13 protein-coding genes and 1 pseudogene are annotated in these 11,203 nt (G+C 52.8%); 9 read left to right on the top strand and 5 right to left on the bottom strand.

Annotated features, from left to right (window positions below; genetic code table 11):
• The 5 genes from KBY99_RS14555 to KBY99_RS14575 all read left to right on the top strand — a co-directional run.
• Nucleotides 1-142: phycobilisome linker polypeptide (locus KBY99_RS14555; RefSeq protein WP_254999790.1), on the top strand; the 142-nt coding region annotated here is incomplete at its 5' end.
• Between the two features lie 133 nt (nt 143-275).
• Complete coding sequence (locus tag KBY99_RS14560) at nt 276-1,892, top strand: phycobilisome rod-core linker polypeptide (protein WP_254999782.1); 1,617 nt, start codon at nt 276-278, stop codon at nt 1,890-1,892.
• A 71-nt stretch (nt 1,893-1,963) separates the two neighbouring features.
• Nucleotides 1,964-2,704 (top strand): phycobilisome rod-core linker polypeptide, encoded by a 741-nt coding sequence (locus KBY99_RS14565; protein ID WP_254999783.1) that lies wholly within the window; start codon nt 1,964-1,966, stop codon nt 2,702-2,704.
• Between the two features lie 273 nt (nt 2,705-2,977).
• A complete protein-coding gene (locus KBY99_RS14570; protein WP_254999785.1) occupies nt 2,978-3,520 on the top strand; it encodes a phycobiliprotein lyase in 543 nt (180 codons plus the stop codon).
• An 8-nt stretch (nt 3,521-3,528) separates the two neighbouring features.
• A complete protein-coding gene (locus KBY99_RS14575; protein WP_254999787.1) occupies nt 3,529-4,167 on the top strand; it encodes a chromophore lyase CpcT/CpeT in 639 nt (212 codons plus the stop codon).
• A 294-nt stretch (nt 4,168-4,461) separates the two neighbouring features.
• Here the strand turns inward: KBY99_RS14575 and KBY99_RS14585 are convergent, their stop codons facing one another.
• Nucleotides 4,462-5,802, bottom strand: a complete 1,341-nt coding sequence (locus KBY99_RS14585; protein ID WP_254993738.1) for a HEAT repeat domain-containing protein — start codon at nt 5,800-5,802, stop codon at nt 4,462-4,464.
• A gap of 438 nt (nt 5,803-6,240) precedes the next feature.
• Nucleotides 6,241-6,669 carry a DUF2656 family protein gene (locus KBY99_RS14590; protein ID WP_106632840.1) on the bottom strand — a complete coding sequence of 143 codons (429 nt, stop codon included), beginning with the start codon at nt 6,667-6,669 and terminating at the stop codon, nt 6,241-6,243.
• A 72-nt stretch (nt 6,670-6,741) separates the two neighbouring features.
• Between KBY99_RS14590 and KBY99_RS14595 the strand changes: the two genes are divergently transcribed.
• Nucleotides 6,742-7,632: a HEAT repeat domain-containing protein gene (locus KBY99_RS14595; RefSeq protein WP_106632841.1), complete on the top strand. Its 891-nt coding sequence runs from the start codon at nt 6,742-6,744 to the stop codon at nt 7,630-7,632.
• A gap of 19 nt (nt 7,633-7,651) precedes the next feature.
• Here KBY99_RS14595 and KBY99_RS14600 read toward each other — a convergent pair whose 3' ends face one another.
• The 3 genes from KBY99_RS14600 to cpeB form a co-directional block, all read right to left on the bottom strand.
• Nucleotides 7,652-8,266: a HEAT repeat domain-containing protein gene (locus tag KBY99_RS14600; RefSeq protein WP_254999789.1), complete on the bottom strand. Its 615-nt coding sequence runs from the start codon at nt 8,264-8,266 to the stop codon at nt 7,652-7,654.
• A gap of 99 nt (nt 8,267-8,365) precedes the next feature.
• Nucleotides 8,366-8,860, bottom strand: a complete 495-nt coding sequence (gene cpeA / locus KBY99_RS14605; RefSeq protein ID WP_106632843.1) for a class 1 C-phycoerythrin subunit alpha — start codon at nt 8,858-8,860, stop codon at nt 8,366-8,368.
• Between the two features lie 61 nt (nt 8,861-8,921).
• Nucleotides 8,922-9,482, bottom strand: a complete 561-nt coding sequence (gene cpeB, locus KBY99_RS14610; protein ID WP_254941610.1) for a class 1 C-phycoerythrin subunit beta — start codon at nt 9,480-9,482, stop codon at nt 8,922-8,924.
• Between the two features lie 370 nt (nt 9,483-9,852).
• On the opposite strand from cpeB, the gene KBY99_RS14615 reads away from it, so the two are divergent.
• The 3 genes and pseudogenes from KBY99_RS14615 to KBY99_RS14625 form a co-directional block, all read left to right on the top strand.
• The gene (locus KBY99_RS14615) at nt 9,853-10,107 is read left to right on the top strand and encodes a hypothetical protein (protein WP_106632845.1); all 255 of its coding nucleotides are present in this window, start codon (nt 9,853-9,855) and stop codon (nt 10,105-10,107) included.
• 31 nt (nt 10,108-10,138) lie between these two features.
• Nucleotides 10,139-10,726, top strand: coding sequence for a phycobiliprotein lyase (locus tag KBY99_RS14620; RefSeq protein ID WP_241518342.1), 588 nt, complete (start codon nt 10,139-10,141; stop codon nt 10,724-10,726).
• A 26-nt stretch (nt 10,727-10,752) separates the two neighbouring features.
• Nucleotides 10,753-11,203: pseudogene (locus KBY99_RS14625) on the top strand (dihydrobiliverdin:ferredoxin oxidoreductase); the annotation flags it as partial.

Consider the following 11,203-nt stretch of genomic DNA (forward strand, 5'->3'; position numbering starts at 1 on the left):
CAGGGCCAATAACGTGCGCCCCACATCACGCTATAGGAAAGCAAACAGAGTACTCTTCGTCCCATTCAACAAGCTATCTGAGCAGTATCAGCTTATTCACCGCGAAGGCGGCAAGATCGCAAGCATCACACCATTAAGCTGATCCATTGCCAAAACCAGCCCTATTTAATAACAGAGCTCCCAAATCAGCAAAAAACAAAGGAATTAGATGTCCCAAAAACATCTAACAACTTATATTCCAATCAACAAAGCAAGTCCGCCAATCCCATAGCCCCATGACAGCAAATCAAAGCAATTCACTTGACTTCGGAGCCACTCAGCTACTTGAAGCACCAGCAAGATTTTCTCGACAAAGAACTGATGCCGTAGAAACTGCCACAAGCGAAGATCAATTTCGCAACCAGCAGCTACTAAATACGCCGTCAGCATTCACCGCAAACGACAATGCTGCTTTTCACATCGCAGTAAGAGCTGCATACCGGCAGGTGTTCGGCAATGTTCAGCCGATGGAAAGCGAGCGCCTGCTGAGTGCCGAATCAAAATTACGCAATGGGGACATAAACGTACGGGAATTCGTACGAAGATTGGCCCAATCCGATTTTTATCGCTCACGCTTCTTTGATGCCGTGTCTCCGCATCGAGCAGTTGAGCTTAACTTCAAGCATTTGCTGGGACGCCCCCCCCAGAATCAAGCAGAGGTTGCTAGCCATGTGGCATTAATCGCCACAAGTGGCTTCACGGAAGAAATCAATAGCTATCTTGATTCCGATGAGTATCTAAAGTCCTTTGGCGAGGAAACAGTTCCATACCCAACAAGCTGGAACTCACCAGTAGGCCAGCCTCAAGCAGCGTTCAACAGGATCGCAGCACTTGAGCAGAATTTCGCTGGCAGCGACACAGCCGTAGGAACCAAAAGTCAACTGCTAGGCAATCTAGTTAGCGGCTACAGGCTCTCAATAAAAGTACCTGCACAGGTTTACCGATCTGGTTCCCTAAGTCAGATGGGTAGAACAGCGGCTGGTTCGAACGGAATGTTAGTGCCTGTCAAGCGGAACAGTGCCGATGGAGGCGACTCGACACCGATGCGTGGTGATCTATACGTTGGCTTTGGGCTTGGCCAGCGCCAGCAGGAAGTATTCGAGCGCTGCAACGGTGATTCAGCAGATCAGATTACTGCGCTGATCCGCTCGGTATACCGCCAAGTGCTGGGCAATCCCCATGTAATGGACAGCGAGCGCAACTTAACAGCAGAAAGCCAGTTTGCTGAGGGAAGGCTCAGCACCCGTGAATTTATAAGAGCTATTGGACTCTCTGCAGACTATCGCCGTCGCTTCTTCGAAACAAATGCTCCCTACCGTTTTGTTGAGCTGAATTTCAAACATATTTTGGGGCGTGCACCCGCATCTCAGGCCGAGATGAGTGAGCATCTACAAAGGCTAGCCATTCACGGCTATGACGCAGAAATCAACAGCTACGTTGATAGCGAAGAGTATCAGAACACCTTCGGCGAGAATACTGTTCCCTACCTGCGTGTAGCAACTGAAAATGGTCGCGAACAGGTTTCCTTTAATCGACACATAGCACTAGTTCAAGGCTATGCGGCCAGTGACACCATTCAATGTGCCTCAAGCCTGCTAAATTCGGTAGCAACAAGATCTGCACCTACAAACTGGACAAATACAACCGTACGGATTAACAGGCTTGGTGCAGCCTCTGGATCAGCTGATCCCACATCCAAGCGGTTCCGTATTGTCGTCAATGCCCAGCCTGCAGGCGGCCGCCAACGCAACCCGAACGCCAGCTACGTAGTAAGCGGCAATGACATTACAAGCCAACTGGGATACATCCATAGACGCGGTGGTCAGATCATTTCTGTGACCGAAATCACCTAGATGACTATGGCTCATTTTTCGGAACAATAGCTAACTTCTTCACTCCCTCTCCCCCTACCAACCCAAAAACAATGGAAATCGAAACTCTTGGCCGGCCCAATTCAGGTTTACGCCAATCAGAAGCTCAAGCCCAGCTGAAAGCCGCCTACCGCCAAGTATTTGGCAATGCCCACCTCTTTGATGAAGAGCTCTCAGTCTCTGCAGAGAGTCTATTCATCAACGGCGACCTCACTGTGCAGGGGCTGATCAATGCCCTAGCCCTGTCCGACAGCTATCGGCGTCTCTTTTTTGATGCAAATGGTCCCTATCGGTTTGTTGAACTAAACTTCAAGCATCTCCTAGGCCGCGCCCCACGAAATCAAGCTGAACTGAGCAAGCATGTTCAGCTCCTGGCCACAGAAGGATACGAAGCAGAAATCAACAGCTATATATACGGAGCCGAGTATCTAGAGGTCTTTGGCTTTGATACAGTACCTTATGACAGGGGAGTGGCAAGCCAGAAAGGTGAATCCAACCTTACATATAACAGAACACGTGCCTTGACTTCAGGCTTTGCAAGTTTTGATGGTGACGGGCAATCACAATTATTAGTCAGCCTGGCGACCAGATCAGCCCCCGGAGGCAGTCAAAAGACTCCCGGCCCAGGAGGTCGCAACAAGCAGCGCTACGCTATTCGCTGGACAAGCGTTAATCCAGTCGGCCTAAATCGACGGGTAACGCAAACGACAACCGTTCCCTTCAGCTCACTATCATCAGCCATCCAATCAATTCATCGACGCGGAGGTCGCATCGCCTCAGTAAAGGAATCCTAAATCAAACCAAACCGGAGGCGATTCAAAGCCTTAATATATATAATAAGGCTTTGAATCGCCTCCCAAAAGCATCAACAGCAAGCACTCAGGCTGCAATCCATGAATTTAAAGGACAAAGACTATCGCAAAGCAGAGTGCACTCAGATTGATCGGAGCACTGAAGAAACGCAGCCTGCGATCAACATGATGATCGATACATGGGTACACATGGTTCAGGCAGGTCGTCTGCCAGTTGCAAGGACCACTCACAGAAACAAGGCCTGAGCAGCGTTGATGCAGCTGGAATCTTTTGTAGCTCGTAGCCTAGGCCGCTGGCGATCCATGAGAAGTGGACATTCTCTTGCGTTTCAGCAATTTGAGGATGTTCGCAGTTCAGTATTGATTGAACCAATTGGACTCCAAGATCCGTTGGTACTTAAGTTAATTAGAGACTGCAAAATACACGACGCCAAACCCCTTCTGCCATTCCGAATGGAATGGAATGCAGAAAGTGACTGGGAGCCAGATGGCCCCAGTGAAGTATCAGCAGGATCATGCGTACTCGTTCCAATCCCAACTGATAATCAAAAAGGAATCTTACTGCGAAGCACTGGATACGCAGAGGCCGAGCAAGCAGTATCAAACTATGCTTTTTTAGAAGATGATACTTTTATACTCACTACCCAATATGGTCAATCGATTGCAGAGGAAAGGATCTGGTTCGTATCTGAGAATGTTCGCTGCCGCTCATCAGTGCTACGAACTTCAGCCGGCTCAGGAATACTGCAAACATCCTTCGCATCCGAAATCAGACGGTTAGATTCCTTCAGCCAGTAGAGCTCGCCATGATAAGTATTACCCTAAAATTCGCAAAAATTCTAGCCGGACACTACAGTAATTTCTCTCAGTCACAGCGCGATCCTGTAAATTTTGCCCATATTAACATCTATTTTCGCCCTCTGCCTTGGGAAGTATTTCAGGGCCCTGGTTTTTACTCCGAGCAGAGCTATGGGCACGATCCTTGGCGACCATATAGGCAAGGCGTACATCGGCTAATTTCGACCGAGAAGGTGCAGATTGTTGAGAATTTTGGATTCGACCAACCAATTCGCTTAGCTGGAGCAGGCTTCACGCCTAAACTGCTCAAGCTTATTCATATTGATCGCCTCAAACAACGCTGCGGTTGTGCGATGCATTTCCAAGAGACGACACCGGGTTGCTTCAGCGGAAAGGTAGAGCCTGGTAATAAATGCCTAGTACCACGTGATGGGCGGCCTACCTATCTAGTGAGCGAGGTGTTGGTTGATCATGAAAACTGGATTAGTAGAGATCAGGGTTTTGATCCAGCTACCAATACCTTGCAATGGGGCTCCGAACATGGGCCACTACGTTTTGAACGCGTGGCTAGCTTTGAGAATGAAGTCACAGCTGAATGGGCACGTCTAAGTAATCATAAGGGAGAAGAATCTGAACAAATTGGATAAAACAGAAACCATGCAAGCTGACGGACCAGCTATCCAGCAATTCCGTAGCTGGATTCGCTCGCAGCACCTAATTTGCCAAGGCCAAGACTTTATTTTTGAAACAATTGATCATAGTCAGCTTGAGCGTTTTGAAGCCTGTCTAAATATGCTTGATGGGCAAGTGCGGTCTGTAAGAGCAATCGGAAACTGGCCCATGGGGCCCCGTCGAACATTCAAGATACTGAGAGCTGAAGCAGCTGTGCCAAGACCCAAAGGCCTGGAAATTCAGCGCTACTGGGCTGAACGTGGGTCCTTTCAGACCCGGTTTTCGGAAATAAGCAGTTGACGCCTACGATCTACAAAAATATCAGGATCCTGCACGGCAAAAGCATTCTGTAATAGCTGAATTATTTCATGGTTATTCCCAACATCAATTGAATCAAGACCTATCAATGCAGCATAACGTAGCTCCCAGCTTGGCGTGAAATCGGAGGACAAAAGCTGCCTCACACTTTTGCACCATATATCAGGAAAGTGTTTATTCAAAGCCAAGCAAGCAGCCGCTCTTGATTTACCGAATTGTGGGCGCTTGCTGTTCATAGCTTCCAGCAGCAATGCCTCAATGACAGGAGTAGCAGCGGAAGGCCAGATATCCACACTGCCAAGAAGCTGAATGAAGAAATAATGAGCACCATAGTCATTATAAGCATCCTCCTGCCATCGCTTCCAGAAAACAGGCCAGAGCTCTTCTACTGGCCTATGCTTCAATGTGGACAATGCTAGGTAGCAACGGCTAAAGTCAGTACCAAAAAACTCATCAAATAAAAATAATATGGTTGGTTCAGTGTCGTAGCAGTGCGCCAAGACCAAACCTTCTGGCTGATCCCACATCAGCGAATCTAAACAAGTAAGCAGGTCAATGCCTGCGTGTTCTTTGTCTTGGCCCGGCCAGAGTGTCCGCAGAGCGCGCAACCTGAACACAGGGGACACGGGCGCCTTGAGAATCGAAGGCAATAGATATGTAGCCCGACAGTCAATTAAATCCTGAATCGCCGACTGCCGGTCCATTTGGTTAGGCAGGGTCAGGTGGTCTTCCAATTCTTGAAGGCGACTGCCATCTCCACTGAGCTGTGCAACCCCGGCCAAAGCAGCGCCGCGAACCCCTGGATTCGCCTCATCTTGCAGCGATTGAAGTACGGGCAAGGCCGCATGCACTTCTAACCCCACAAGAGCCTGGATAAGAACCCGGCGGCTCTGGCCTGGATCATTGAGCAGCGGGAGCATTGCCTGATGGAGTTCAACATCCTGGCAATTGAGCTGAAGAAGGGCCCAGGCGGCATTTTCAACGAGATAGTGATCATTGCTCCTTAGGCAACGCCCAATGCTGGGGATGGCCCGTTGAACCCCAAGCCGGCCCAAAACTTCGACCGCTTTGCGGCGCGCAAGGTTAACCGCCTGTTCGCCCGAAGAATTATCAATGAGCCTCAATAATGCCTCCTCCGTTTTATCGCCGGGGAAATTCACGAGATGGGCGGCCGCCATGTAGTAGTCGCTGGCAGAATCAAGCGAGTCAAGAGATTGTTCAAGAATCGCTAGCGCATCATGGTGGCTGAGCCCGGGATGGATATTGTCGTAACTGTTGCTGGAGCTTGCCAAAATACTGTCCTCAGAAGTCAAAGTGGACGCGGCTGTGGAGCTCAAAGCAGAGCTGCTTCCAACTCTGATAGCCGGCAGGGCAAGAGCGCTGAAAGTTTAAGAGTTATGTGTCTTGATGCAACCCAGCCAGGAAGCGTTCAATATGAACCCATCTAAATTAGAGGCACAATGGGACCCCATCAATGTGGTGCACTTCTTCTTGTTACAAGCATCAAATCTGAAACTCCCCAGAGGGTTGCTCAGAAGCTGCGAGTTCCGCTCCATATGCTGAGCCAGACTATGCAGCAACTACACCAGAACGGAATCCCAGTTTCGTCGGTGGGGCTGATGGAGGGGGCCAGCTCAGTTTCCGCAGTGGCCGCCAAAGCGGCAATGGAGCCAGGCGAATCACCCAAGTCTGGACAGCAATCACCTCGCCGCCGCCGCAAATAGCCCAGCTCAGCCTTGAAGCTCGAACACACCATCAGGAGCACGCCCCTGTTTGAGCAGATCCCAGTTGATTGACTGAAGGAAAGCGGCGGTGTTCAGAGTCTCCACCACATCGACCCCCCAGTCACTCTGCTGCAGCAACGCTCCAGAGGCGCCTTGATCGTCCTTGCGTCCACCTAAGGCCAACAGCTGGCAATCATGATCAGTAGCACCTGCAGAGCAGCGAAGCTGTCGCCAGGCCAGGAGTACGGCATTGGCCAAATCGACGGGCAGCAGGTCGGCTTCCACCTGAACCAACCAGTGAGGGTGGCTGACTGCCTGAACCCGGACATCGGTGGACAGGTGTGCAACGAGACCAGCCGCCAGTTCCGCGGAATTCAAGCCCTTCAGGTTGTCGGAAACCACCTGAAGGTTGTGGGAGAGCAAAAAGCGTGTCATGTCCTGATCTTGTTAAGCCCACCATAGGATCGCGGCGGCTATCCCTGATAATTAGTTCAATAGGAGGGACCCTTGTCTGCCGAGCTGTCCGCTACCCCCGCATCTGGAATCCAGCAACTGAGCGTTGAGGAAGCCAACATTCTTGCTGCAGAGCTTCGTTCCCAACTTCGTCAGGGGTTAGTTCCTTCATCCGACACCCCAGCTATTGAGCGCATGGTGGCTGGTCTCGGCGATACCAGGGGCTTGATGCGGCTCACCTTTGCCGAAAGCCTTGGAGCAGTGGGTGCTGCAGCGGTGCCAACTCTCTGCCGTGCATTGCAGTCTCACGACAACGTCACCGTTCGACGCGCTGCAGCTAAGACTCTGACCCTGATTGCAGATCCAGCTGCCTTGCCCGTTTTACTCGAAACCCTACTCTCAGATTCGGATCCCGTTGTGCAGGGATCAGCGGTCGGAGCGATGGCTGCAGTCGGCGAGCAGGCTCTCAATCCACTCCTCTCAGTGCTGGTTCATCCAAAAGCTTCGGCCATGCAACAGGGGCTGGCCAGCTGGGGGATCGCTTTTATCGGCGCCAAGGCGCCCGAAGCGCTTCGCCAAGCAGCCAGCTCGCCGGATGCCAGGATAAGAGCGGCAGCAATAGCAGCTCTCGGCGAACAGATCCAGTCTTTGGGGGATGACGAGGCGAGACAGCTGCTTCTAACCGCGCTGGATGACCTGGACTCCGAAGTGCGGGCAGAAGCTGCAACGCTGATGGGGAAGTTGCAGGAGCCAGAATGGGCCTGCCCGCGCCTGCTCCCCCTGCTCACCGACTCGGAAGAACAGGTTCGCAAAAACGCTGCTCTATCGCTGATGAAGCTAGGGGCCAGGGATGCATTGCCTGACTTAAAAGCAAGTGTGGAACAGGAAGTACAACCTGGTGTCAGATTAGTGCTAGAGCTAGCGATCAGTCAGCTAAGCAAGTGAGGATAACAATCGTCTCGCGTCAGCCCGGCTGAGGTTGACGTGCTTGCAGTTCCCTTATTCGAGCCAAGGCTGATTCAAGGGTCTCTCGCACATAACTATCTAACTTTGGTTGGTGCTGCAGATCCTTAAGAGTCGGTTCAATTGCAGGATCATCAATCTGGGCGAGTGCATTGACAGCTGCTACCGCCTGGGCTGGATTATCACCGCCCACCACTCTTAGCAACAGCGGCACCGCCTGCCCACCAACCTGCCCAAGGGCCATCACCGAAGCAACAGCCACAACCGGTGAGTCGTCGCTAAGTGCCTCCTCGAGAGCCTGCATCGCTGTCTCGGGGAAATGGATCCCAGGCTGGTTTGAAGCCACCTGGGCATAGGCCTTCACGCAGCTGGCGCGGATAGTGCTGTCCGTGCTAGCCATAAGAAGATCCGCTAAGGGCAGCAAGGCTGCCGCGCCAAAGGCGCCAATACCACGGACAGAAGCCCTGCGTAAAGCTATATCCGGTTGGGCCAACAAACCAAGCAGGCGAGGTAGAGCTTGCTGAGGCCAATCCCTGACCATAGCCATAAAAGCCTGGCTTTGAATATAAGGATTAGGGTGGGCAAGATCATCAAATAAGATATCTAATGCTTCCATTTCCATCGAGGAGAGGGGGTAGGCGACGGCTAATTTTCACACAAAAAAGGAGGCCCGAAGGCCTCCCTGGTTTATCCTCAACAATTAATCAGAAACTGATCAGGAGAGGGCGTTGATGGCGTAATCAAGGTACGACTTCAACTCATTGAGAGCCTGGGGGCTCATGTCACGAGGGGAGCAAGCCCGATCGCGGGTGAAGGTGAGCGCTTCCACGTAAGCAGCGGTAGGCAGACGCAGGGTGCGGTACACCTCACGGGCTCCGGCAATGCCCCACTCATCGAGAGGGCCGGTGCCGCCCACAACCAGGCAGTAGTTGATCAGACGCAGATAGTGAGCGATGTCGCGGTAGCACTTGTCCACCTTGACCTGGTTCTCACCAGCTTCGCCGGCTTGCTTGAGGTAGGGGTACTTGCTGAAGCAGGCGTCACCAGCTTCCTTGGTCACTTTGTCCAGACCGGCGGCCAGCTTTTCAGCAGCTTCAAGGCGAGCAGTAGCTCGCTGAATGTTGCCCTGAACAGCTTCCAGGTCGTTCTGGGAGGGGAAGCGACCAGCGGCATCAGCGGCGGTCACAACAGTGGTCACAACAGACTTCATCGTGAAGATCCTCGTTTAATTGAGTAGTAGTGGTTTAAAAAAAGCAATCTCTTCGGATGAATCAGCTGAGGCCGCTGATCACACGGTCAAAGTAGGTAGCAGCTTCAGCCACTAGAGCGGAGCAGTCGCCCTGAACGGTTTCCATCTTGCGGAAACGGGTTTCCACAGGGTTGGTGCCGGTGGTGTTTGTCTCGTTGATGTGAGCTGTGGAAGAAGCCTTCATGATGGCCACGGCGCGAGCGGCAGACTGAAGGGGAACGCCCAGAGCGATGTAGGTCTCCTTGAGGCCGTTCAGGCAGCGGTCGTCCAAAACCGATGCGTCGCCTGCCAGCAGCGCGTAGCTGATGTAGCGAAGCACAATTTCGCCATCGCGCAGGCATGCGGCCATGCGGCGGTTGGGATAGCAGTTGCCACCAGCCTGGATCAGGCCAGTGTTTTCGCAGATCATGCCGGTGACTGCATCTGAAACGATGCAGGAGGCATTGCTGGTGATGGCGTTAACAGCGTCTAGACGCTTATTTCCCTCAGCAACATAGTTACGGAGAGCAGCGAGCTCACCGCCTCCAATAGGGGCAGTCTTCGAATCTGCGCTGACGACAGCGCGTGAAAAGGCGTCGAGCATGGGAAAGGGGCCAGGGGTGCTTGTGCTTAGCCAATTGACAGCCAGTAAAGATCGTTAGATCTGTTCAGGTCTGTATGGCTTAGCTGCCTCTCGGGGAAGGCGTAAGGGGAAACTACGGTCATCTCCCGCCTCAGGACCCCGATCAAAGCAATCATGCAAACTTTCGTCACCCATCGCGCTCGGACTTGAAAAGGCAGCGCTGGCAAAGGGTTTTGGCAGGGGGAAGGCACGCACTCCCGCCTAATCGCGGAACAAAGCACCAGGAGATTTATCTTTTCTTCCATTTTCACCATGGATGCGACCCATTTGAAGCTGCTCTAGTGGAGCGCAGCGGATGGCTCCGTATGCTGACAGTCGCCCAATCCAAGCCATGACCGACGGCACTCCCCCTCGCGCCGACACGTCTGCAATCAACGCATCCGATCCCAGCCGGCAGGAGTTGGAGGAGTCGATTGATCAGCTAGCGGCCTACCGCGATCGACTTATCAAAGATGTGATCGGCATGGGGCAAAGACTGAAGCTCCCTCAGAAGCAAGTGGACTTCACCCTGGCTCAGCATCCCGAGCTGCAGAAGTTAGAAGCAATTCTGGCTCAGCTTGAGTCCCAGAAGTCCGAGCAGGACTAACTCCCATCCCCCTCACACGCCCGTGGCACCCATGGACCCAGCCCGAACGATGGACCAGTTCTTGGCGGCCAGTCGAGGGACCTGGCTGACGCGACGGGCTGTGCACCACCTCGACCACCAAGATGATGAATTCGGCGATTCCAATCTTGTTATCGAGCCCTTCTCCGCTGAGGATCCAGCTGTCGAGCAGATATGTCTAACTCTTAATATCAACCCTCTACTGGCAGCAGGAGGGGCCCGTTTCTGGTGGGAGAGCAATCTTAAACCCCTAGCCAGAACAGATGATCAAGCGGCTGTATTAATAGATATCCCTCTGGCAGGAGATCCCACTCAGGGTTTTCTGGTCCGTGACAAGGGCTACGTGGAGAAGCAGCCCGTCCTCAGTCAATACACCTTTTCAACTGATGGCGTCATGACCGTTACCACGCGCTATGACAGCAATGTCGGCACGGAGCGCTGCTGGTTCGTCACGGATCAGGTGCGAATGCGGGTGAGCTCAGTGCAGTGTCTCGATGGTGTGTCGATGACCACCTACTGCACGGAGCTTCGTTGCCCCTCCGACGCAACTCTGCAGTCGCTTCGGGAAAGCGCCGATTCCATGGCCGCCGGTTTCCGTTAACCCACCCTGCTCCTGAGCGCTCCGAGATGTTTGACCCTTTTTTGCAAGAGCTCAATAGCAGGCTGGAACGGTCTGGAGCGCAGCCCATTGCCCCACCCGATGGGCTAGCTGAATGTCGCTCCCCGAAGAGGCAGAGCGTGATCCAAAGCTGGCTCTGGCAGGTGCCTGGGTTCCGGCGCTGGCGGGTGACCAGGATGGACGCGGGGGACAGCCTGCAAGTGTTGAATTCGGTGGCCTATCCCGAATACAACAACGATCAGCCCCTTATGGGAATCGATCTCCTTTGGTTCGGCACCCGCGGCAAGCTGGTCGCAGTGCTTGATTTTCAGCCACTACTGCAGGATCAAAATTATCTTGACACCTATTATCAAGGCCTAAAAGAACTTATTTCACGCCACCCGGATCTTCACGGTGCTGAGGCGATGCGCTCATTTGATCCAAACCCATATTTTTCGCCCTGGCTGCTGTTCTGCCGTG

It is taken from the genome of Cyanobium sp. Maggiore-St4-Cus (assembly GCF_024345615.1).
GTDB classification, from domain to species: Bacteria; Cyanobacteriota; Cyanobacteriia; order PCC-6307; family Cyanobiaceae; genus Cyanobium_A; species Cyanobium_A usitatum.

Excerpts from the sequence above, each read along its gene's own strand:
- KBY99_RS14560 (WP_254999782.1), top strand. The coding sequence starts at position 276 with ATGACAGCAAATCAAAGCAATTCACTTGACTTCGGAGCCACTCAGCTA.
- KBY99_RS14565 (WP_254999783.1), top strand. The coding sequence starts at position 1,964 with ATGGAAATCGAAACTCTTGGCCGGCCCAATTCAGGTTTACGCCAATCA.
- KBY99_RS14570 (WP_254999785.1), top strand. The coding sequence starts at position 2,978 with ATGCAGCTGGAATCTTTTGTAGCTCGTAGCCTAGGCCGCTGGCGATCC.
- KBY99_RS14575 (WP_254999787.1), top strand. The coding sequence starts at position 3,529 with ATGATAAGTATTACCCTAAAATTCGCAAAAATTCTAGCCGGACACTAC.
- KBY99_RS14590 (WP_106632840.1), bottom strand. The coding sequence starts at position 6,669 with ATGACACGCTTTTTGCTCTCCCACAACCTTCAGGTGGTTTCCGACAAC.
- KBY99_RS14600 (WP_254999789.1), bottom strand. The coding sequence starts at position 8,266 with ATGGAAGCATTAGATATCTTATTTGATGATCTTGCCCACCCTAATCCT.
- cpeA (WP_106632843.1), bottom strand. The coding sequence starts at position 8,860 with ATGAAGTCTGTTGTGACCACTGTTGTGACCGCCGCTGATGCCGCTGGT.
- cpeB (WP_254941610.1), bottom strand. The coding sequence starts at position 9,482 with ATGCTCGACGCCTTTTCACGCGCTGTCGTCAGCGCAGATTCGAAGACT.
- KBY99_RS14615 (WP_106632845.1), top strand. The coding sequence starts at position 9,853 with ATGACCGACGGCACTCCCCCTCGCGCCGACACGTCTGCAATCAACGCA.
- KBY99_RS14620 (WP_241518342.1), top strand. The coding sequence starts at position 10,139 with ATGGACCCAGCCCGAACGATGGACCAGTTCTTGGCGGCCAGTCGAGGG.